The sequence below is a fragment of the Rugamonas apoptosis genome (assembly GCF_014042355.1).
Classification (GTDB): Bacteria; Pseudomonadota; Gammaproteobacteria; order Burkholderiales; family Burkholderiaceae_D; genus Rugamonas; species Rugamonas apoptosis.
Genome location: NZ_JACEZU010000016.1, coordinates 41,606 through 63,235 on the forward strand (window position 1 = coordinate 41,606; position 21,630 = coordinate 63,235).

Below are 21,630 nucleotides of genomic sequence, written 5' to 3' on the forward strand. Positions count from 1 at the left end.
GGCGGCCTAGTCCGCCTCGGCCGCCGCCGTGCAGCCCACCGGTTGCACCAGCGGATCGCATACGCGCATCCGGCCCAGCATGTTGATCTTGATGTGACGCGCCTGCTGTCCCTGCAACAGCGACAGCGTGCCCCAGTGCGCCACCAGGCTATTGCCGGCGCTGCAACTGCGTCCAGCAGCATTATAAGCAAGGTAGAGCGGGACCGCACCGGAAGTGAAGGCCGACCGGATCACGATCTCGTCCGATAAGGCCTCCTGCCGATACAGCACGGGCTCGCCACCATCGGGGCGGGCGTTGCCATTGGCATCGACAAACACAACCCAGCCGCGCCGCCAGTCGACGCCGCCCGGCTCCAGCGGCGCCAGCGTGACGATGCGGCCACGGGCGATGGCCTGGGAACGGGTCAGGTCGATGGCGCTGCACAGGTCGTTGACGGCCGCGCGCAGGCGCGCCGCCTGCAGCAATTGCTGCAGGCCCGGCGCGGCCGTGCCGGCCAGGACGCCAGCCAGCGCCAGCACCACCAGCGCTTCGACCAGGCTGAAGGCGCGGGCACGCAGGCGCGGGCGCAGGATCACGCCGGCCAGTCGGCCACGATAATGCCCGCTCATGGCCAGCAGCGGGCGCCGGGCCCGGAAGCCAGCCGCAAGCCGGCGCTGGTCAGCGTCAGCTCCTGGCATTCCTCGTCGTGGAACTTGACGTCCACCATGCCAGTGCCTGGCCGGGCGATCAACCGCACGCATTGGCTGATCAACTCGCCTTCGCAAGCCTTGCCCTCCACCTCGTAGGCGCTGGTGTGGGCGTCGCTGCCGGTCCACCAGCGAAACAGCATGGCTTCCGGATCGGTGCTGCTGGATGAAAACGCGATGTAGCTGTTGTATTGTGAATAGTAGCGCTCCTGCTGCTGCATCAGCCGCATCAGGGCCGCCTCCCCTTCATTGCGCCGCACCCGTGTCACATGGTGTTGAAGACTGGGATAGGCTTGCGCCGCCAGCGCCCCGAAGATGACCAGCGTGACCAAGGCTTCCACCATGCTGAAGCCGCCTGACCGTTTCATGTTCGCCTCCTTTCGATGCCCTCGTCCCGACGCCCAGGCCAGATCCCGCGCTAGCGCCGGGCCGCCGCGTGCAGTTCACGCCAGTTCACCACCTCGCGCCAGCTCAGGCGGCCGGTTGGCGCGGCCACCGACAAGCCGCCAGCAGAACGCACGGGGGCGTCGCCGACGGTGCTGAATATCGTGATGGCGACAGTCCGGGTAGTGGTCGCAGGACTAGCCGACGGGACGATGGCTGGCGCCGTACCGCCGGCCATCGTCACCCCCGGCAAGCGCAGCACAATCGGGCGTATGGCATAGTCCGGTGCAAGGCGGCCGGTCACGCGGGCATCGCCGTCGCCGGCAGCCGCCGTCATCAACATGGACGGCAAGCCGGTCAGGGCATCGAGTGCGTAGGTACGGCTGCGTGTAGCGACACAAGGCGAGCTTCCCGGCAGCACGGTATTGAACACCAGTTGTCCGTTGGCGAGCACGCCGCTATCCAGGCTGCGCTCGCCCGTGGTGCCGGCGTGGAGAAAATCGACATACCAACCCTTGCTGCCGGCGGGCAGGTCGGCGCCCGTCAGCGTCAGGGCGGCGGCATCGTCTGCGCCGCTGAGCGAGCGCGGCGTCAGCTCGCCGCGACCGGACACCAGTTGCGGCGGATCGGCCAAGGTATCGAGGATGGCGTAGTACGATTGCGGCGCGTTGTGCGTGGGCAGCCGGTCAGCGGCCTCCACCATGCGTCCCGTGCCGAACAGGATCAGGTAGCCGCCACCGGTCGCATACACCAGCCTGGGCTGCTGCGCGATGGCTTGCCGCGCGCCGCTGGCGTCGCGCGCCACGAACAGCGGCGTCTTCGTCGGCCCCGGCCCCACCGCACCCGGCCACGGCGCGTTGCCGGTCAGGTCGAAACGCCACAGATTGCCTTGCAGATCGCCGGCATAGGCGTAACGCAGCACGCCTTCCGCATCCACAGCGAGCGCTGGTGCACTGAGTCCGTTCGCTCGCATCGGATCGGCGATCGGCGTGATGAGGCGAAAATAATTGTCGTTGAGCCGCCACGGCTGCGATGGTGGTTTGTCCAACGCCAGCAGGAACAAGGCGCCGTTGCCGCTGGCGTTGGCATGGCCATCGGCCGCGTAATTATTGAGGCCACTGGCCACGACGGCCACGTCACGCAGCACGGCTGCCCCGCTGCCGCCGCTACCTCCGCCGCCGGTGCGCACGCGTGCGATCTGCGGACGGGTGGTCACATTGCCCATCATGGGATCGTCGCGGTCCGTGAATTCCCACAGCGCGCCGGATGCATCGAAGTGCAGCGGGTCGGTCACGTCGAGTGCGAACACGCCTTGCGCGCCGCCGCCCATGGCCGATACCAGCACCGTTTTCCACGCGCTGTTCGCGTGGGCTTCGCCCGCGCTGGCAGGCCCGTCGACGTAGGCGGTGTGCACGTAAGCGGGACTGGTCAGGCGGTTCAATTTGCCGAACAGCGCGTCCGGCACATAGGCGAATAGTTCGCCGCCATCGGCCGCATCGAACGCGTGCAGCATGCCGTCGTTCGCGCCCAGGTAGATGGCGGGCCGGCGCGTCTTGCTGCGCGCGTAAAAATCGGCGTACGCGACACCCCGCTCCAGCGCTGGCGCTGCGCCCACATAAACAGGCGTGCTGTTAACGGCATCCCCCAGCACGCTGCTCCGGCTACGAAACACACTGCCTTCCAATGCGCGTACGCCGCGCAGGTAGTCCAGCCGTTGCGGCCCCATGCCGTCAGGACGGCTGCGCACGCTTGTCGATGGCGTCCGGTCGAGTAAGGCCCGCTGAGCGTCGCTGATGGCGTCCCACGCGAACGGCACTGTGGTCAGCGCGCCATCGGGCTGCACAATGGCCGTATAGATATTGCGGGCCAAGGGTGCGGGCCGGGGCGCTCGTCCAGCAGCACCGGTGAGGATTGCGCCGGCGTCCCACTGTGGGGTACTTGCTGTCAGCGACGTAACGGAGCCTGCCTGCACGGCGTAGCGCTCAAAGTGGCCGCTCCAGTCGCCCCGGCTGTAGCTGGCCTGAAAAGCGGTGGACGTGGACGTCGCGGCCATTGCCGGCAACACCAATGGCGTGCCACGCACGGGCGGACCGCCATCGGCCGCGACGCAACCGGCCAACAAGGGATCACTGGCGATATCCAATGCCGGCGGAGTGGCGCGGGCAAGCGCGGGTTGGCAGGTGATCAAGGTGGAGAAGATAGCCGGCCACGGCAGCGACAGCAGGCGCGGCAACATTCGGTATGCAGCATGGGCCATTTGGTCACTCCCGCCTCAATCAGCCTTGCGGTAGACGGATTGCAGCACCACTTCCATCTGCGGCCTGGCGCCAAAGCCGATCGCCGTCACGCGGTAGCAGGCGCCGCCAGGCGCACCCACTTCGTCGCCCGGCTGGTGGCAAGGCAGGCGCTCGATCAGGTAGCGGGGACGCCGGAATGGCAGGAAGCCACTGCCGGTCTGCATGGCCGCACCGCTGAAGTCGCCAAATTGCACGGTGTGTCCACCACCATCTTCCGCGCCGCTCAAGTCGACCGCCTGCCACACCGGGGCGGCCCCGCCTCCCGCCCGCCCGCACAAGCCGACGTTGACCGGCCCGGTGCCGCAGCCATCGACAAAGCCGATTCCCATCTCACCACCAAACAGCGCGCTACGTGCGCTCCCTATGCCGCCACTGGCGCCGGTATCGGCACTCCCCCCAGTGCCGGCGCCGCCGGCAGCGGCCTCGCCCGCCACCGTTCGTGCCACCTCGCGTTCCCCGTCCATGAGCGCATCCTCCGCAGCCTGAAACGCCACTTGCCTGTCCCGCCCTGCCCGCGCGGCCTGTTCCCCTTGCAGCGCCATGCGGGCCGCGGACGCTCCCACCAGCATCACGGCGACCAGAATCAACATCGTCACCAGCAGCGTGACGCCACATTGCCGTCCTATGCATGCAGGTGGCCAGCGCATCAGATGCTCCGGTTACGCAACTGGAACAACGCGACGAACAGGCGCCGCGCCCGCCGCTGCTGCGCTGGCTCCATCGTTTGCTCGGCCACCCGCACACCCGGATCATCACCAGCATGCGCATCCGCATAGGCCGTGCCGAACAGGTCATAGACAACCGGTGTGCCATCGGGCCGTGTATGCACATCGCCGTGCAACAACAGGGCGACCTTGACGGTGTGCACCCGCTTCCAATACGTCTTGCGATTCAGGTCGCGCCGCTGTTCGTCCGGCGTAGCGCCCGCCAACGTCAGACTTGCGTCCAGCGCGTTGACGGCGCTGGCGTTCAAATAGGTATCTGGCACGCCATCCGGCGGCGTATCGAGATCAACGCCATACAGCACCTGGAAGCTATCCACGCCACGCACGATGGCATCGGCACCCCAGCCGCTGGCACTGCGGTATTTGCAGCGCAACTCAGGTTCACCTTCGGCGTCGTTGGCGACATAGAAAATGCTCCAGCCCCGCGCATCGGCACCTTGATTGTCCGCCACGCCAAATCCGGCGCAATTGATGGCGGAACCATCACCATTGGCCGTGCCGCCCGATCCGCCGAACCGCAACATCAGCACGTCGCTGCCATGGGCCACGGGCGCCAGCGGATGCTCGATGCCGGCGCCGCCGCGAGTGAGACTGCTCGCATCGAGTCCGCCGATGGCGGCGCTGGCGGTAGCATCATAAGCACCAGGCGCCATCTCGCCATCCCAGTTGATGAAGGCGCCCTGGCGCACGGCCTGGCCGATGATATCCATTGCGTAATGGCCGCCATCATTGAGCCACACATGTTCGCTGTGCATGCGGTAAGCACCATTGGCCAGCACCAGCATGCCGCACGCCAACAGCACCACCAGCATGCCCAGCGCCATCGCCACCATCACTTCGGCCAGCGCCACACCATGCTGATGCCGCGCGCAACGCTTCATGGCAGCGCTCCCACCACCACCGCCACGCCGGGCACGAATGCGCCGTCCGCATCGCGCGCTGCCGTGCCGTCCGGACGCTTGCCGCGCCAGCCCACCTTGACCACCAGCGGCGCGCCCGCGCCACCGGTACAGTCCCAGCGCAAGCGCCCGCCCTGCCACAGGCCCGCGTCGCGGCACACCAGCGCGCGCCCGGCGGGAAGGCTGCTGTGTACTTGCTGCTTGATGTCGTACAGATCGAATTGCGCCAGCTGACCACGATCGCAATGGGCGCCCAGCGCATAGCACAGCGGCGACGGCGGCGCGGGCGATGGCTCGGCCAGCGCATCGTAGTTGAAGGAGAGATAGGGATTGGCCGCATCCGGCAGCGGCGGCGCGATGCTGTTGGCACGCATGCGCTCGGCCAGACTGTTGGCCAGGTGCAGCGATTGCGTGAGCAGCGCCGATTGATGGCGCGTACGCAACGCCGCCAGTTGCATCCCTGTTCCGCAGAATATGCCCAACGCCAGCACCAGCAAGGCCACCATGATTTCCAGCATGGTAAAGCCGCGTGACCGTGTCCACCGCATGCCGCACCTCCGTCCTCACGGCCGCCCACTATGGCGGCTGAAGATGAAGTTAGCAGCGCAGGCGCTTCAACGCATGAGATGTGTCAACCGTGCGCCAAAGCGCGCTGACGTGTGGAAAGGAGAGCAGCGATGAGGTGGCGCCAGCGCGCCGCAAGCATGTGGGTGGCGTCAGCCCTTGCGGGGCTTGCGTTCCTGCCCCACTTCGGCGATGGCGTCCTGGAACTCGGCCAGGTCTTCGAAATTCTTGTAGACGGAGGCGAAACGGATGTAGGCGATCTTGTCGAGCCGCTTGAGCTCCTGCATCACCAGTTCACCGATGTAGCCGGAATCGACTTCGCGCTGTCCGCTGGTGAGCAGCTTTTCCTCGATCGACTGCACCGCCGTATCAACCGCTGCCGCGGCAACGGGGCGCTTGCGCAAGGCCAGCATCAAACTGCCGCGCAACTTGGCGGCGGCATATTCCGTGCGGCTGCCGTTCTTCTTGACCACGAACGGCATCACCAGCTCGATCCGCTCATACGTGGTAAATCGTTTATCACATTTGGCACAACGCCGGCGCCGGCGAATGGCGTCGCCCTCCTCCGATACGCGGGTATCGAGGACCTGAGTCTCTTCATGCTGACAGAATGGACATTTCATGTGGGCGGCGGCTTCGCTTGCGATTGTTGTGTCAGGACGCCAGCCGGGGCCGGCGTCCTGTTGATACTACACCTGTCAGGCGGCGTACACAGGGAACGCGTCAGCCAGCACTTTGACCGCTGCCTTCACGCGCTCGATGGTGGCGGCGTCATGCGGGTTATCCAGCACGTCGGCGATCAGGTGCGCGACCTTTTCCGCTTCCGCTTCCTTGAAACCGCGGGTGGTCATGGCCGGGCTGCCCAGGCGGATGCCGGAAGTCACGAATGGCTTCTGCGGATCGTTAGGGATGCCGTTCTTGTTGGTGGTGATGTGGGCCGAACCCAGGATGGCTTCCGCTTCCTTGCCGGTCAGGTTCTTGGCGCGCAGGTCCACCAGCATCACGTGCGACTCGGTGCCGCCGGAGACGATACGCAGGCCGCGTGCGATCAGGGTCTTGGCCAGCACGTCGGCGTTCTTCACCACTTGTTGCTGGTAAGCCTTGAATTCAGGCGTCAGCGCTTCCTTGAAGGCGACAGCCTTGCCGGCGATCACGTGCATCAGCGGGCCACCCTGGATGCCAGGGAAGATGGCCGAGTTGATGATCTTCTCGTGTTCAGCCTTCATCAGGATGATGCCACCGCGTGGGCCGCGCAGCGATTTGTGCGTGGTCGAGGTGACGAAGTCGGCGTGCGGCACTGGGTTCGGGTACAGGCCAGCGGCGATCAGGCCGGCGTAGTGGGCCATGTCGACCATGAAGTACGCGCCCACGGCCTTGGCCACGGCGGCGAAACGTTCGAAGTCGATCTTTTTCGAGAACGCGGAGGCGCCAGCGATGATCAGCTTGGGCTTGTGTTCCTTGGCCAGCGCTTCCATGGCGTCGTAGTCGATGTCTTCAGCGGCGGTCAGGCCGTAGGAGACAACGTTGAACCATTTGCCGGACATGTTCAGTGGCATGCCGTGGGTCAGGTGGCCGCCTTCGGCCAGCGACATGCCCATGATGGTGTCGCCTGGTTTCAGCACGGCGAAGAACACGCCCTGGTTGGCTTGCGAGCCCGAGTTAGGCTGCACGTTGGCCGCTTCGGCGCCGAACAGTTGCTTGACACGGTCGATCGCCAGTTGCTCGACGACGTCCACGTATTCGCAGCCACCGTAGTAGCGCTTGCCTGGATAGCCTTCGGCGTATTTGTTGGTCAGTTGCGAGCCTTGCGCTTCCATGACGGCTGGCGAGGTGTAGTTTTCCGAGGCGATCAGCTCGATGTGGTCGTGCTGGCGGCGGTTTTCATTCTGGATAGCGCCGAACAGCTCAGGGTCTACGTTGGCGAGGGTGTGATCTTTTGCGAACATGTAAAAACTCCAATCGGTATGAGTAACTTGTTTCTGGCAGGTTGGATCGAATGAGGGGAGCCGATAGCGGAAAGGCAGCCTCTTCGTGCAATTACCATCGGTGGGCTGCCCAGGCGAACGGCTATTGAAATCTCACGTTCCCCGGTGGATGCCCACCTTTCGCCAACGGAGCAACCCGCCTGCCGGGTGCACCGACCTGGGGATCATCGCAGCTTTTCGCCAGTTACGTGAGACGTAATGGAACGCAAATTGTAAGTTAAAGGCAGGAATTGGGCAAGGCAAATGTTATTTAAATGGCAATCAAGCTGTCATTTTTGCGTGATAGGCTGGCGCGGCGGGCATTTCGGCTACAATTTTGGCCACCCCTCCCCTTCCACCCACAAGGACAGAACATGATCGTATTCATCACGGGCGCGACGGCCGGCTTTGGCGCCGCCATGGCCCGCACCTTCGCCGGCCACGGCCACCGCGTCATCATCAGCGGCCGCCGGGTCGAGCGGCTGCAAGCGCTGGCCGCCGAACTGGGCGCGGCCGCCCTGCCCGTCGAACTGGACGTGACGGACCAGGCCTCGATCGACGCCGCGCTGGCCGCCCTGCCGGCCGACTGGCAGCCGATCGACGTGCTGATCAACAATGCCGGTCTGGCCTTGGGCACCACGCCGGCCCACGAATCGTCGCTGGCCGACTGGAACACCATGATCGCCACCAACTGCGCCGGCCTGGTGGCCATGACCCGCGCCATTTTGCCATCCATGGTGGCGCGCGGCGCGGGCACCGTGATCAATATCGGCTCCACGGCTGGCTCGTATCCTTATCCGGGCGGCAACGTGTACGGCGCCACCAAAGCCTTCGTGGAACAGTTCACCCTCAACCTGCGCGCCGACCTGGTGGGCACGGGCGTGCGCGCCACCAACCTGGCGCCTGGCCTGTGCGGCGGCACCGAGTTCTCCAACGTGCGCATGAAGGGCGACGACGCGGCCGCCGCCAAAGTCTACGAAGGGACGACGCCGCTGACGGCGGACGACATCGCCAACACGGCCTACTGGATCGCCACCCTGCCGCCGCATGTGAATATTAATAACATCGAAATCATGCCGACCTGCCAGGGCTTTGGGCCATTCGCCATTAAGCGCAACACCTGACAAGCTGTACGATACCCTCGCTTACAGAGCGCATTTCTTAGGAAATTTAAGTAAACTGCCTACAAAAGCTGCCAAAAACGGCTCAAAACGTAAGCGGTTGTTACAAGGCTTGGCAATTTGCCCGCCGTCAGCTTAACTGCTGGCGGCGCAACCTTTGCGCGCCGGGATGACAGAAACGACAAAATGGACGGCGATTCCACGAAAATCGGCTGTCCGCTTCAATCCCGACAACAAAGTCGCGTAAAATGTTGCTCAATCTCACTAGTAGTAAATCCAACATGTCTGCAGAGTTCACCTGGAATGTCCGTGTCTACTACGAAGACACGGACGCCGGCGGTATTGTCTATTACGCGAATTACCTGAAGTTCTACGAACGCGCCCGCACGGAATGGCTGCGCGCCATCGACGTGGGCCAGCACGCGCTGCTGCAAGAGCACGACGCCATGTTCGTGGTCAAGAACGTCAGCGCCGACTACCACGCGCCAGCCAAACTCGACGATGTACTAAAATTAACGCTCAGGATAGAAAAAATGGGCCGCGCCTCCATCCTGTTTGAACAACAAGTCTGGTGCGGCGAGCAATTGCTCAACACGGCCCGCGTCAAGGTGGGCTGTGTCGATTCCGCCCTGCGTCCGCGCGCCGTGCCGCCCGAAGTCGTCGCCCGCATGCGCGGCGTCATGCCATCCTGAAGCCGTTCTTCTCACCCAGATCGTAAGCCCATGAACGTCACCCAAGACCTGTCCTTCCTGTCCCTCATCACCAACGCCCACCTGATCGTGCAGCTGATCATGGCGCTGCTGTTCGGCATTTCGCTGACCAGCTGGACCTATATCTTCCGCAAGATGTACGCCGTGCGCGCCGCGCGCCGCCAGACCATCGAATTCGAAAAGACCTTCTGGGCCGGCGGCAACCTGCACGCGCTGCACCAGAACGCCGGCAAGGACCGCGCCAACAGCGGCGCGCTGGCGCGCATCTTCGAAGCGGGCATGGGCGAGTTCATCAAGGGCAAGGCTTCCTACGGCACCCGCGACGCGCTCGACGTGGGCGCCGTGCTCGATGGCGCCCGCCGCGCCATGCGCGCCGCCTTCCAGCGCGAAATGGACGCGCTCGAATCGCACCTGGCCTTCCTCGCTTCCGTCGGTTCCGTGTCGCCGTATATCGGCCTGCTCGGTACCGTGTGGGGCATCATGAACGCCTTCCGCGGCCTGGCCAACGTGCAGCAAGCGACGCTGGCCGCCGTGGCGCCCGGCATCGCCGAAGCGCTGATCGCCACCGCCATCGGCCTGTTCGCGGCGATTCCAGCCGTGGTGGCCTACAACCGTTTTTCGCACGACATCGACCGTTTGGCGATCCGCTTCGAGAGCTTCGTGGAAGAATTCTCGAACATCCTGCAACGGCAGTCGCGTTAATTAAGGCAGCAGCGATATGGCCTCCTCTTTCAACAGCGGCATGCGCGGCGGCCGTGGCCGCAAGCTCAAGTCCGAGATCAACGTCGTACCGTACATCGACGTGATGCTGGTGCTGCTCATCATCTTCATGGTGATGCCGTCATCCAACAACCCGAGCGTGGTCAACCTGCCCAACGCGGAAAAGACCACCCGTCCGCCGGACGACTACATCCAGGTCGTGATCAAGCCCAACGGCGCACTGTCGATCGGCGTGCAAGGCAAGAACGCGGACGCGCCGGAAACGGCGCCCAACCGCGAAGCATTGGTGCGCAAGCTGCGCACGCTGCATGACGACCACCCCGACTTCCCCGTGCTGATCGCCGGCGACAAGGAAAGCAAGTACGACGACGTGATCCAGCTGATTTCGGAAGCGAAGAAGATGGGCATCAACCGCGTGGGCCTGGCAACCAAGTAATGCAGACCATGAAACAAGCGACGGCCGGCGGCCCGTACAAGGTACCCAAGCAACATGACGGCCTGCGTTCGGCCGGCATGGCCGTGGCCATGCACGCGGTGCTGATCCTGTTCCTGTGGGTGGGCGTGAGCTGGCAAAGCAACGAGCCGGTGGCAGTGGAAGCGGAAGTGTGGGACATGAAGGTGCAGTCGGCCGCCCCGCCGCCACCGCCCGCGCCGGAAGCGGAACCGGAGCCGGAAGTGAAGCCGCCCCCGCCGCCCGCCCCCGTGGCGCCGCCAGACGAGGTGAAGCCCGAGCCCAAGGCGCCGGACATCGCACTGGAACGTCTGAAGGCCAAGCTCAAGGCCGAGAAGGAAAAGCAGGAGGAGCTGCGCAAGGAACGCATCAAGCAGGAAGATAAGAAGCGGGAAGAATTCAGGCTGGAGAAAATCAAGGCTGACAAGGAAAAGGCCGAGAAGAAAAAGCTGGAAGAGCAAAAGGCCAAGGAAGAACAGGAAAAGAAAGACAAGAAGGAACAGGCCGACAAGAAGCTGAAAGCGGACAAGGAAGCCAAGGCCAAGCTGGACAAGGCGGCCGAGAAGGCGCGCGCGGCGGAAATGAGCCGCATCACGGGCGCTGTGGGCGCGGGCACCAGCGGCACGGCGGCCAAGTCCACCGGTCCCCGTTCGGACGGCGGCTACGAGGCGGCCATCCGCGGCAAGATCAAGAGCAACCTGGTCTACAGCGGCACGGACGATACCTTGAAAGCGTCGTTCCATATCTCGCAACTGCCCACCGGTGAGATCATCTCGGTGCGCAAGACCAAGGGCAGCGGCAACGCGGCCTACGACACGGCGGTGGAAAACGCGATCTGGAAATCGTCGCCGCTGCCGAAGAAAAAAGATGGTACGGTGGTGCGCGACTTCGACACCGATTTCAATATGAAGGATTTACACTGATTATGAAAAAACTGACCCATTACGTCATCTACGCCGGCCTGGCCATCGCCGCCGGCAGCGCGCAAGCCCAGATGCGGATTGAAATTTCCGGCGTGGGCAGCAACCAGATCCCGGTGGCCGTGGCCGCCTTCGCGGACGAAAACGTGGCGCCCCAGCAGATGTCGGCCATCATCAAGGCCGACCTGGAGCGCAGCGGCGCCTTCAAGGTGATCGACGCCGGCACCATCAACGACGTCAACAACATCGACTACGGCGCCTGGAAGGCACGCGGCGCCGATGCGCTGGTGGTGGGCACGGTACAGCAACTGGCCGACGGCCGCTACGACGTGCGCTACAAGCTGCTCGACACCATCAAGTCCAACAAGATGTCGCAACTGGACCAGGCTACGCCGCCCCAGTTCGCGCGCCTGGCGGCCCACAAGATCGCCGACGACATCTTCCTGAAACTGACCGGCGTGCGCGGCGCGTTCTCGACCCGCATCGCCTATGTGACCCAGGAAGGCCGCAGCTACCGGCTGGAAGTGGCCGACGCCGACGGCGAAGGCGTGCAACTGGCGCTGCGTTCGAACGAACCCATCATCTCGCCGGCCTGGTCGCCGGATGGCACCAAGGTGGCCTATGTGTCGTTCGAGCAGCGCAAGCCGGTGGTCTACGTGCAGAACCTGATCACCCGCGCCCGCACCGTGGTGGCCAATGAAAAAGGCAGCAACTCGGCTCCCGCCTGGGCGCCGGACGGCAGCAAGCTGGCCGTGGCGCTATCGAAAGATGGCCACACCCAGGTCTACACTGTCAACGCCGACGGCAGCGGCCTGCGCCGCGTCTCCAACAGCGCCGGCATCGACACGGAACCGAAATGGTCGGCCGATGGCCAGAGCATCTACTTCACCAGCGACCGCAGCGGCGGCCCGCAGATCTACCGCATGAGTTCGTCGGGCGGCGACGCCCAGCGCATCACTTTCGGCGGCAGCTACAACATCAGCCCGCGCATCTCGCCCGACGGCAAGACGCTGGCCTACATCTCTCGCCGTGACGGCAATTTCCAGCTGTACGTGCTGGACCTGGCCTCGGGCCAGGAGCAGCGCCTGTCCGACACCACCAGCGACGAAGCACCAAGCTTCGCGCCCAATGGTAAGTACATCATGTACGCCACCGAATCGGGCCGGCGCAAGTCGCTGGCCGTGGTTTCGGTTGACGGCCGTGTCAAGCAACGCCTGACCACACAGGTGGGTAATATCAAGGAGCCCACCTGGGGTCCTTTCATGCAGTAAAATCTTTCACTCACAACTAGGAGAGTCAACATGCGTAAACTCAGCAGCTTAGCCTTCGCCCTCACCACCGCAGCGATTCTGTCCGCTTGCAGCACGCCAGTCAAACTGGCCGAACCAGCACCAGTGGTCGAGAGCAAGCCCGCACCAGCACCGGTGGCCGACACCCGTACCGTCGCCCCAGTGGAAACCAAATCGATCGATCCACTGGACGATCCTAAGGGCGTGCTGGCTAACCGCAGCGTCTACTTCGACTTCGACAGCTACGTCGTGCGCGCCGATGGCAAGCCAGTGGTGGAAAACCACGCCGCTTACCTGGGCAAGAACAAGCAGCGCAACATCCTGATCCAAGGTAACACCGACGAACGCGGCGGCGCCGAGTACAACCTGGCCCTGGGCCAGAAACGCGCCGAAGCCGTGCGTAAAGCCATGGGCGCCCTGGGCGTGCCAGAAGCGCAAATCGAAGCCGTTTCGCTGGGCAAGGAAAAGCCTAAGGCCGAAGGCCACGACGAAGCCGCATGGTCGCAAAACCGCCGTGCCGACATCGTCTACAAGTAATCAAATTGATGCCTGACCCCAGCGGGTCGCAGGCATAATACGGGGCGGCGCGCAGAATACTGTGCCCGCCCCGTTTCCATTTGTCCGACCGAATTGAAAGCGCCCACATGATCAAACCAACCAAATCCAGCCTGGCCGCCGCGCTGCTGGCCGCGTTCGCCTTCCTGCCCCTGCACGCCGGCGCCGGCGTGTTCGACGACGACGAGGCGCGCAAAGCCATCCTGGACCTGCGCGCCAAGGTCGATACACTGGCGCGCGACCTGAACGCACGCATCGACACCAAATCCGACAAGTCGAGCACGCTGGACCTGGTCAGCCAGAACGAGCTGACGGCGCAGGAGATCGCCAAGCTGCGCGGCCAGATCGAAGTGCTGGCCAACGAACTGGCCAACGCCCAGAAGCGCCAGAAGGACTTCTACGTCGACCTGGACGCGCGCCTGCGCAAGCTGGAACCGCACGAAGTGACCATCGACGGCAAGGCTTCGCAGGTGGATCCGAACGAACAGAAAACGTACGAAGCGGCCATGCAACTGTTCAAGTCGGGCGACTACAAGACGGCTGGCGCGGCGCTGAACGATTTCGTGCACCGCTACCCGGAATCGGGCTACGCGGCCAACGCCCAATACTGGCTGGGCAACGCCTACTACGCCCTGCGCGACTGCAAGAACGCCATCGCCGCGCAGCAGGTGGTGCTGAAGACCTATCCGGACAGCCCCAAGGCGGCCGACGCCATGCTCAACATCGCCAGCTGCCAGACCGAGCTCAAGGACAAGGCCGCCAAGAAGACGTTGCAGGATTTGATCAAGGAATACCCCGACTCCAACGCGGCCGCCACGGCCAAGGAACGCTTGAAGGGCAAGTGATGGTGAGGCGGGGGATGGACCGCCCCCTGCCCTGGCATGGCGGTATATCAATATAAAAGTCCATCAGGCATTTGACAGGAGCGCTGCGGTTCCCTATAATCTTGCTTCTTTCGGGGGTCGTTAGCTCAGCTGGTAGAGCAGCGGACTTTTAATCCGTTGGTCGCAGGTTCGAATCCCGCACGGCCTACCACTCGAAAGAAACCAAGGTTTATACCTTTGGGTCGTTAGCTCAGCTGGTAGAGCAGCGGACTTTTAATCCGTTGGTCGCAGGTTCGAATCCCGCACGGCCTACCAAGAATTCAGCAGTACAAAAAAAGGTTATGCGTTTCGGCGCATAGCCTTTTTTTACTTCCCCCTCCACCGCACGCACCCACGAAAGTAACACCATGAGAAAGACCGATCTGGCGAAATTCGATGCCAAAAAACTGATGGGCAAAATGGCCGTTCCAGGTGGCGCCGAGTTCGGCAAGGTAGCCGAGGTGGTCGATCGCCGCGAGCAGCGCCGTCGCGACCAGGCGCTGGGCCTGGTACCGTTCGCCGTCAAACTCAATAGCGACCTGGTCGCTCAGATCAAAGCGCTGGCGGCCGAACAAGGCGCCGATCTGAACGAGGTCGTCGCCGCGCTGTTGCAAAAAGGGTTGGCGAGCTGAGGGAGTTGCGAATAGCGTTCTGCCAGATGGCATCATCAAGCTGCGGCAGGTCGCTAGTGTCGATCGTACTGTCTGGTGCGGCGGCCAGCGCCTGTAACTCGGCCTGTTGCTGCTTCGTCAGCGGCGGCAGGTGTGCCCGCCCCGCTTCAACCTCAGATGAACCGTGACAATTAGTGTATTTCTCCCTGCGCCGCCCATCTATGATGAAAAAATAATCGCCGCGGCCTGACACCATGGAGCAGCGCGCCACGGCATTGGCCCGCCACCTATCTACAGCCAACCGGCTGCCGATGCCAAGCACCCGGGCGTGCAAACTGATTGCCGGAGGAATCATGACCACACGAGGATTCGTCGTCTCCCATGCACGCGATGCCCGCTTCGAACGGGGGCTACGCGCTTTCTTCGAATATCGCGATCTTGGCATCGCGCGTGCAACCGAGGGGCGCGTCGTCGCCCACGTCATCCGCGCGACCGATGGCGATTTTCTAAGCCACCCGCACTTCCACAAGACCACCTTCCAGATGATCTACGTGCTCAAAGGCTGGATTGAATTCGATTATGAAGGACAAGGCAAGGTACGCCTGGAGGCCGGTTCCTGCGCGCATCAGCCGCCGGAAATCCGCCACCAGGAACTGGGCCACAGTGCCGACCTGGAACTGCTGGAAATCGTCTTTCCTGCGGACTTCGAAACTGTTGAAGTACCATCGGTCAACGGTTAATCTTCGCGCGGTCCCGCAGCCAGCGCAGGATACCGGGCATACTGAGCCACGGCGCCGATCCTGCGATGCTGGACGTGATGTTTCCCAGCCACGCCATACATGACATAACGCGAACCACTGTAACCGTCGACCGACTGATACAGCATGGATCGCGCCCCCTCGCCTTGTGCCTTGTTGATGCCGCAGTGCACTCCTAGACTGGTGTCATTTCCACGTTACGAGATGCACACCATGACCGACCTGCTCCCCTTGATCAGCTATTGCCTTGTGATGTCGGCCACGCCTGGACCGAACAACGTCATGCTCGCCATTACCGGCGCCAATTTCGGGGCGCGCGGCGCGGCGCCTGCCATCCTGGGCATCCAGGCTGGCATGTTCGTGCAGACCATGCTCATGTGCGTAGGGCTGGGAAGCGTGTTTGTGGCCTACCCATGGGCGCAGCAAGGGCTGCGCATCGCGGGCTCGGCGTATCTGGCCTATCTGGCCTGGAAGCTCAGCGGCGCATCGGTGGCGGGGACTCAAGCGCCCAAAGCGGTGTCCTTCGCCCAAGCCACGGTATTTCAATCGCTGAATCCCAAGAGCTGGTTGAAGGCCATTACGGTGGCATCGGTATTCATGCCTGCGGGCCAAAACACGGTCGTCAGCGCGCTGCAGGTGGCGGTGATCGGTGCCCTGGTGGGAGCCCCCTGCAACATCACATGGGCGTTGTTTGGCGTCTCGATCCGTCGCCTGCTGCTGGATCCAAAGACGCGGCGCATATTCAATTTGACCATGGGCGCCACCCTGCTCATCCTGGCCGTGACGTTTTTACGCTAGACTTTCACCATGTTCGCCATAGACCGCTCCTCCCCCATTGCCCTGTCCAAGCAGATCGAAACCACGCTGCGGCACATGGTCGAGAACCGTGCCCTGCCCGGCGGTACCAAATTACCGTCGATACGCCAGCTCGCGACCCAGTTGGCGGTCAGTACCAATACCGTCGTGCTGGCCTATGACCGGCTGGTCGCGGCCGGCATCATCGACACCAATGGCACTGCAGGATTTTTCGTTTGCACCAGGAACGACACTAGCCGTTCGATTCCCGACGAGGCCACGCTGGAGGCTGGCGAGGAACAGGAACCCGTCTGGTTGGCTCAACAGGTCAACGATCAGCGCGCCGGCATACTATTGGCCAGCTGTGGCGCATTGCCGCCGACCTGGATGCAAGACGCGGTACCTGCCACCGCCGTGCAGAAAGCCCTGGCCCGTAGCGCCGCCGGCATGGCGTCGCGCTGTCCGCCCCAGGGGCTGCCGGAACTACGCGAGCACATCGCGCTGCTGTTGCGCGGCATCGGCATCGCCGCCGACGCCAGCCACATCCTCACCACCTTTGGCGGCACCCATGCGATCGACTTGATTTGCCGTTGTTTCCTGCAACCCGGCGACACCGTGCTGGTGGAAGACCCCGGCTATTTCCTGATGTTTGGCCGCATGCGCCAGGATGGCATACGCCTGGTGCCCATCAAGCGCCGCCCCGATGGCCTCGACCTCGACGCATTGGAGGCCGCCTGCCGCGAGCACCGTCCGCGCCTGCTGTTCATGCAGACGGCCTTGCACAATCCCACGGGCTGGAGCAGCAGCGCCGCCAATTTGCACAAGGTCTTGCTATTGGCGCAGCAACACGGTTTCCTGATCGCTGAAGACGACGTGCATGGCCATTTCCAGCATGCCCACAGCACACGCCTGGCATCTTTGGCCGGCCTCGATGGCGTGATTTACTATTCCAGCTTTTGCAAGGCGCTCAGCCCCGCCTTGCGCATGGGCTATCTCGCCGCCGCCCCCGCCCTGCTCAAAGTGCTGATGCGGACCAAGATCCATTCCATCATGACGACGCCCGCGTTGAATGAATATGTGCTGCTGGAAGTGCTCAGGGCAGGTAACTTGCGCAAGCATCTGGACCGGCTGCAACGCAAGATCATGGCGGCGCGCAACGCCAGCACGCGCCAACTGACCGAGGCGGGCGTGCTGTTCGAGCATCCTGGCGACGCCGGTATTTTCTTGTGGGGCACGATGCCGGCAGGGGTGGACGTGGACTTGTTGGTGCAAGACGCTTACCGCAACAAGATCCTGCTCACGCGTGGCGCCGCCTTCTCGGCCAATAGCACGCCTGACCAACACATCCGTTTCAACGTGGCATTCAGTCAGCACCCACGCCTGAGCGACTACCTGCAAGAACGCTTGCAAGCCGTGGCCGGCGCACGTTCAAGTCTGGCGCGCCTCAGCGATATGGTACGTTCGGATAGCACTGTTGTATTACCCTCACGTAAAAGTTAATTCTCAGTGGCAAATCGCGAGTAGCGTATAAGCTTGTATTACCATTTGGGCAGGCACGCGACTCGCGTTCGAAAACTGAATATGTCGGGGTGGCTGCACGCCCCAGTGGGGTGAGTAAATGAACAACGCCAACCAATGCACGACGCTGCTTTTCCTTTGCGTGCTCAGCGCCTGTGGCGGAGGCGGAGGCGGGAGCACGGGCAGCGCGGGTGGCAACGCCAGCGTTACGAACCCGTCCAGTCCAAACGCCCCCGTGAAGGCCACCGTCTCCGGCACCGTGGTCGACCAGCAAAAGCTACCCGTGGCCGGCGTCACCATCACGGTCTACTCCAACAATAACAATACCGCCGTCACCACCACCACCGACGCCAACGGCGCCTATTCCGTCGCCGACCTGTACACGGGAACTTTCACGTCCGGCCAATCGTCCGACTACGCGATCTACGCGAACAAGCCTGGATACGGCTTCTCTCCCACTGTGGCCGATCCGGCTGGCGCCGTGCGCCGCGAAGACTTCAACGGCTACTACCGCACCGTCATCCGCTTCCTGCCCATGCCGGCGCGCAACGTCGCGGGTGCCAACTTCACCGCCTCACGGGCCGGCGACAAACTGGCCAGCCTGCCGCGCACCGGCCAAACCGTCAGCTACGCCAGCGGCGACGACGCCGCCGCGCAACGCGGCGTCAGCTGGCCCACCAAACGCTATACGGACAACGCCGATGGCACCATCACCGATCAGTTGACGGGCCTGGTCTGGCTGAAGGACGCGGGCTGTGTCGGCGCCTCGAACTGGGCCACCGCGCTCACGGCCGCCAATCAGCTGGCCAGCGGCGCCTGCGGCCTGACGGACGGCTCCAAGGCCGGCCAATGGCGCATGCCCAACGCGAATGAACTGGAAAGCCTGGTCGATGCGGGGCGCGCCAATCCGGCCGTCTCCACCGGTAGCGGCTTCGCGGGTGTGCGCCTGACCAGCGCCTATTGGTCGTCGACCACTTACATGGCCCTGACCTCCAACGCGATGGCGATCCGCTTCACCGATGGCCGCTGGGTCAACGGCGCCGTCGATGCGGACGGCGGTTTCAACAACAACAAGGCCAGTTCCCTCAACGCCGTATGGCCGGTCAGATCGGGCGGCGCGGGGGCGATACAACTGCTGGCCACCGGCGCCTATTTCGGTCCCGGCGGCGGCGGGGGGCAAACCTTCGGCACGGCGGACGACGCCAGCCTGCAACTGGGCGTGCAATTCCCGTCGCCGCGCTTCATCGACAACGGCGACGGCACCGTGGCCGACACCGTGACCGGCCTGACCTGGCTGCGAAAAGCCGATTGCATCAATCAGTCCTGGTCGGCCGCACTGAGCACCATCCAGGGGCTGGCGAGCGGCCAATGCGGCTTGAGCGACGGCTCCAAGGCGGGCCAGTGGCGCATGCCAAACCGGGCCGAGATGCTCAGCCTGTCGGACCGCGCGCCGACCTTCCCTCAAGCCGATTATTTCAACGGCATCCCCGGCAGCGATGGCGTGACCGTGAAGAACCCCGTCATGTTCAGCAATTTCAAGGCGTTCTTCTTCTACTGGACCTCCACCACGGACGCCGCCGATCCCACCCAGGCGTGGTCGATTTTCAGTTGCGATTTCGGCGTGTACAACCAGCCGAAAACCAGCACGCAGCTCTATGCGCTGGCGGTGCGATAAAAAATCCCGGCACGTGCTAGTCATCCGGCAGGGAAAACAGCTGCCGCTCCGCATCGCGTGACGCGCGGGCGGCGGCGAAGCTGTGCTCGCGCACCTGCGTTTCATAGGCGGCAATGGCGGCCACGGCCATCGCGGGGCCACGGACCTGCCGCAAGGCCTCCGTCAGCGCCTGGGCGTCGTACAGCGCGCAGTTCGCGCCCTTGCCGCCCGCCGGGCTCATGGCATGCAACGCATCGCCCAGGGCACTGATCCTGCTGGCGGGCCACGCCGCCGGCAACGGCGAACGACGCACCGGCAACAACGTCGCCGCTTGCGGCGCCGTCCGTTCAAACAAGGCCCGGATCGGCTCCGGCCACGCTCCTACCCGCTCGCTGAGCCAGCCCCGCAGGGCCGCCTCAGTCCAGCCCAGATCGTCCGCCCCGGCGATGCCGAGCGCGCCACGCTGGCCGATCAGCGCCCAGTACACGTAGTCGTCCACCTGGCCGATGGTCTGGCCAGCGCCGTGCTCCGGCCGGAACACCATGGCATCGATGATGGCGGCCCATCCGGGCTGGAAAATCACCGAAGTACCGGTCTGCAATTGCGCCGCGATGGCGTCACGATGGACCGCCGTCAACCAGGTCTTGCCGTAGCAGCAAACCGTGCCCGTATCGATCGGCGCCATGTCGGGAAAGCGCTGCGCCCGCAGCCGGGAATGGATGCCATCGGCGCCGATGAGCACATCCGCTTCGACCGCGCTGCCGTCATCGAAACGGGCGATGACGGCCCGGTCGTCCACGGCCTCATACCGCGTCAGCGCCTTGCCGAAATGCACCCGCTCGGCCAAGCCCGTCAGCAGCACGGCGCGCATGCGCTGGCGGTCGGCACGCAAGTCGGCGTCGGCGTCGGACGCGCCAGCCTGCCAGCCATCGACACCATGGTCGCTGGCGCGTTCGAGCCGGGCGTCGAGCAGATTGAGCGTGGGAGCGGGCACGGCGCAGGTTTGCACAAACCGCGCGAACAAGGCGTCCGGCAGACAGGCCGCCAGCGCCGCCCGCCCCTGCTGGTCGATACGCAGGCGATAGCCCTGGTCGCGCGCGTCCAACGATGCGTCCCGTTCGTAGACCTGGACCGCGATGCCGTGCTTGCAGAGCCCGTGGGCCAGGCACAGCCCTCCCAGGCCAGCGCCGATCACGGCGACGCGTAACGGTGTATTCGTCATGGTGTTTCCTCGTCACATGGTGGAGTCCCCATTATTCGACAAAGGCGTGATGGCATGATAACGTTGTTTGGCAGTTAACTATCGAAATCCAGCCATGACGCAATCCATGTCCGACTTCAGCGAACAATCCGATGGCGCGCCGCTGATCGCCTTGTTGAGCGATGCCGGGCCGGCCAGCCAGTTCGCGCTGGGCACGCGGGAATACGCCTGGCACCAGCATGTGCGGGGCCAGATGTTTTGTATCGAAAGTGGCCTGATGGAAGTGCGCACCCATCACGGTTCCTGGCTGTTGCCGCCGCACCGGGCCGGGTGGATCCCACCGGCGGTGGCGCATCAGGTGCGCGTGGTGGGGGCGTTGAGCGGCTGGAGCATCCTGGTCGCGCCGGCGGCCTGCGCCAGCCTGCCCGCCCTGCCCTGCGTGACCGGGGTCAGCGAATTGATGCGCGCGCTGGTGCGGCGTGCGGCCGCCTGGAATCCGCGCACGGCCCTGGAACCGCAGCAGGAACGCGTGATGGCCGTGCTGTTCGACGAACTGCGCCAGGCGCCACGCCAGCCATTGCATTTGCCCATGCCGGCCGACCGGCGCTTGCTGCGCGTCGCGCGCGCCGTGCTGGCGCAGCCTGGCACGCAACGCAAGCTGGTGGAATGGGCCGCTTGGGGCGGGATGTCGGCGCGCACGCTGAGCCGCTTGTTCCGTGCCGAAACCGGCTTCAGCTTTGGGCAATGGTGTCGGCAGGCGGGCCTGGTGTATGCATTGGAATGCCTGGCGCAAGGCCAAGCGGTCGCTGCCGTCGCCGATGCGCTAGGGTATGCCACGCCCAGTCATTTCATCGCGATGTTCCGGCATGCCTTTGGCGAGTCGCCGGGTCGCTATTTCAGCGCCGGGCAGTGCGCCTGGCCTGCGGTGCCACCACAGCCATAGG

The 21,630-nt window shown here is 64.0% G+C and carries 23 protein-coding genes, 2 tRNA genes and 1 riboswitch; of the genes, 16 read left to right on the forward strand and 9 right to left on the reverse strand.

Annotation, left to right across the window (positions count from 1 at the left end; all coding sequences use genetic code 11):
* Window positions 1-6 precede the first annotated feature (6 nt).
* The 8 genes from H3H39_RS25035 to glyA all read right to left on the reverse strand — a co-directional run bounded on the left by H3H39_RS25035 (window position 7) and on the right by glyA (window position 7,502).
* Window positions 7-609, reverse strand: a complete 603-nt coding sequence (locus H3H39_RS25035; RefSeq protein ID WP_182157123.1) for a GspH/FimT family pseudopilin — start codon at window positions 607-609, stop codon at window positions 7-9.
* Window positions 606-1,055 carry a type IV pilin protein gene (locus tag H3H39_RS25040; protein WP_182157124.1) on the reverse strand — a complete coding sequence of 150 codons (450 nt, stop codon included), beginning with the start codon at window positions 1,053-1,055 and terminating at the stop codon, window positions 606-608. The genes H3H39_RS25035 and H3H39_RS25040 overlap by 4 nt, the downstream gene beginning before the upstream one ends.
* Before the next feature lie 50 nt (window positions 1,056-1,105).
* Complete coding sequence (locus tag H3H39_RS25045) at window positions 1,106-3,307, reverse strand: pilus assembly protein (RefSeq protein WP_182157125.1); 2,202 nt, start codon at window positions 3,305-3,307, stop codon at window positions 1,106-1,108.
* Between the two features lie 36 nt (window positions 3,308-3,343).
* Complete coding sequence (locus H3H39_RS25050) at window positions 3,344-4,015, reverse strand: pilus assembly PilX family protein (protein WP_229218279.1); 672 nt, start codon at window positions 4,013-4,015, stop codon at window positions 3,344-3,346.
* On the reverse strand, window positions 4,015-4,974 hold the full coding sequence (locus tag H3H39_RS25060) for a PilW family protein (RefSeq protein ID WP_182157126.1): 960 nt from the start codon (window positions 4,972-4,974) through the stop codon (window positions 4,015-4,017). The genes H3H39_RS25050 and H3H39_RS25060 overlap by 1 nt, the downstream gene beginning before the upstream one ends.
* The gene (gene pilV, locus H3H39_RS25065; RefSeq protein ID WP_182157127.1) at window positions 4,971-5,540 is read right to left on the reverse strand and encodes a type IV pilus modification protein PilV; all 570 of its coding nucleotides are present in this window, start codon (window positions 5,538-5,540) and stop codon (window positions 4,971-4,973) included. The genes H3H39_RS25060 and pilV overlap by 4 nt, the downstream gene beginning before the upstream one ends.
* A 168-nt stretch (window positions 5,541-5,708) precedes the next feature.
* Window positions 5,709-6,179, reverse strand: a complete 471-nt coding sequence (gene nrdR / locus H3H39_RS25070) for a transcriptional regulator NrdR (RefSeq protein ID WP_182157128.1) — start codon at window positions 6,177-6,179, stop codon at window positions 5,709-5,711.
* 75 nt (window positions 6,180-6,254) lie between these two features.
* Entirely contained in the window at window positions 6,255-7,502 is a 1,248-nt protein-coding gene (glyA, locus tag H3H39_RS25075) for a serine hydroxymethyltransferase (protein ID WP_182157129.1), read from the reverse strand.
* A 100-nt stretch (window positions 7,503-7,602) separates the two neighbouring features.
* Window positions 7,603-7,739, reverse strand: a riboswitch (ZMP/ZTP riboswitch).
* 155 nt (window positions 7,740-7,894) lie between these two features.
* Here glyA and H3H39_RS25080 point away from each other — a divergent pair.
* The 15 genes from H3H39_RS25080 (at window position 7,895) to H3H39_RS25150 (ending at window position 19,506) form a co-directional block, all read left to right on the forward strand.
* On the forward strand, window positions 7,895-8,644 hold the full coding sequence (locus H3H39_RS25080; protein ID WP_182157130.1) for an SDR family NAD(P)-dependent oxidoreductase: 750 nt from the start codon (window positions 7,895-7,897) through the stop codon (window positions 8,642-8,644).
* A 278-nt stretch (window positions 8,645-8,922) separates the two neighbouring features.
* Complete coding sequence (ybgC, locus tag H3H39_RS25085; protein ID WP_182157131.1) at window positions 8,923-9,333, forward strand: tol-pal system-associated acyl-CoA thioesterase; 411 nt, start codon at window positions 8,923-8,925, stop codon at window positions 9,331-9,333.
* 30 nt (window positions 9,334-9,363) lie between these two features.
* Entirely contained in the window at window positions 9,364-10,053 is a 690-nt protein-coding gene (tolQ, locus tag H3H39_RS25090) for a protein TolQ (RefSeq protein ID WP_182157132.1), read from the forward strand.
* Window positions 10,054-10,069: 16 nt separating this feature from the next.
* Window positions 10,070-10,507: an ExbD/TolR family protein gene (locus tag H3H39_RS25095; RefSeq protein WP_229218280.1), complete on the forward strand. Its 438-nt coding sequence runs from the start codon at window positions 10,070-10,072 to the stop codon at window positions 10,505-10,507.
* Window positions 10,507-11,445, forward strand: a complete 939-nt coding sequence (tolA, locus tag H3H39_RS25100; RefSeq protein ID WP_311196987.1) for a cell envelope integrity protein TolA — start codon at window positions 10,507-10,509, stop codon at window positions 11,443-11,445. Before H3H39_RS25095 ends, tolA begins: the two co-directional genes overlap by 1 nt.
* 2 nt (window positions 11,446-11,447) lie before the next feature.
* On the forward strand, window positions 11,448-12,713 hold the full coding sequence (gene tolB / locus H3H39_RS25105) for a Tol-Pal system beta propeller repeat protein TolB (RefSeq protein WP_182157133.1): 1,266 nt from the start codon (window positions 11,448-11,450) through the stop codon (window positions 12,711-12,713).
* A gap of 30 nt (window positions 12,714-12,743) precedes the next feature.
* On the forward strand, window positions 12,744-13,268 hold the full coding sequence (gene pal / locus H3H39_RS25110) for a peptidoglycan-associated lipoprotein Pal (RefSeq protein ID WP_182157134.1): 525 nt from the start codon (window positions 12,744-12,746) through the stop codon (window positions 13,266-13,268).
* A gap of 107 nt (window positions 13,269-13,375) precedes the next feature.
* Window positions 13,376-14,131, forward strand: a complete 756-nt coding sequence (gene ybgF, locus H3H39_RS25115; protein ID WP_182157135.1) for a tol-pal system protein YbgF — start codon at window positions 13,376-13,378, stop codon at window positions 14,129-14,131.
* A 114-nt stretch (window positions 14,132-14,245) separates the two neighbouring features.
* Window positions 14,246-14,321 (forward strand) — tRNA-Lys (locus tag H3H39_RS25120).
* 28 nt (window positions 14,322-14,349) lie between these two features.
* A tRNA-Lys gene (locus H3H39_RS25125) sits at window positions 14,350-14,425 on the forward strand.
* A 92-nt stretch (window positions 14,426-14,517) separates the two neighbouring features.
* A complete protein-coding gene (locus tag H3H39_RS25130) occupies window positions 14,518-14,781 on the forward strand; it encodes a hypothetical protein (protein WP_182157136.1) in 264 nt (87 codons plus the stop codon).
* Window positions 14,782-15,014: 233 nt separating this feature from the next.
* Window positions 15,015-15,500: a cupin domain-containing protein gene (locus H3H39_RS25135; protein WP_229218281.1), complete on the forward strand. Its 486-nt coding sequence runs from the start codon at window positions 15,015-15,017 to the stop codon at window positions 15,498-15,500.
* A 231-nt stretch (window positions 15,501-15,731) separates the two neighbouring features.
* Window positions 15,732-16,316: a LysE family translocator gene (locus H3H39_RS25140; protein ID WP_182157137.1), complete on the forward strand. Its 585-nt coding sequence runs from the start codon at window positions 15,732-15,734 to the stop codon at window positions 16,314-16,316.
* Between the two features lie 9 nt (window positions 16,317-16,325).
* Window positions 16,326-17,813, forward strand: a complete 1,488-nt coding sequence (locus H3H39_RS25145) for an aminotransferase-like domain-containing protein (protein WP_182157138.1) — start codon at window positions 16,326-16,328, stop codon at window positions 17,811-17,813.
* 253 nt (window positions 17,814-18,066) lie between these two features.
* Window positions 18,067-19,506, forward strand: a complete 1,440-nt coding sequence (locus H3H39_RS25150; RefSeq protein WP_182157139.1) for an Lcl domain-containing protein — start codon at window positions 18,067-18,069, stop codon at window positions 19,504-19,506.
* A 16-nt stretch (window positions 19,507-19,522) separates the two neighbouring features.
* Here the strand turns inward: H3H39_RS25150 and H3H39_RS25155 are convergent, their stop codons facing one another.
* Entirely contained in the window at window positions 19,523-20,707 is a 1,185-nt protein-coding gene (locus tag H3H39_RS25155; protein ID WP_182157140.1) for an FAD-dependent oxidoreductase, read from the reverse strand.
* 94 nt (window positions 20,708-20,801) lie between these two features.
* Between H3H39_RS25155 and H3H39_RS25160 the strand changes: the two genes are divergently transcribed.
* Window positions 20,802-21,629 (forward strand): AraC family transcriptional regulator, encoded by an 828-nt coding sequence (locus H3H39_RS25160; RefSeq protein ID WP_182157141.1) that lies wholly within the window; start codon window positions 20,802-20,804, stop codon window positions 21,627-21,629.
* Window position 21,630: the final 1 nt, after the last annotated feature.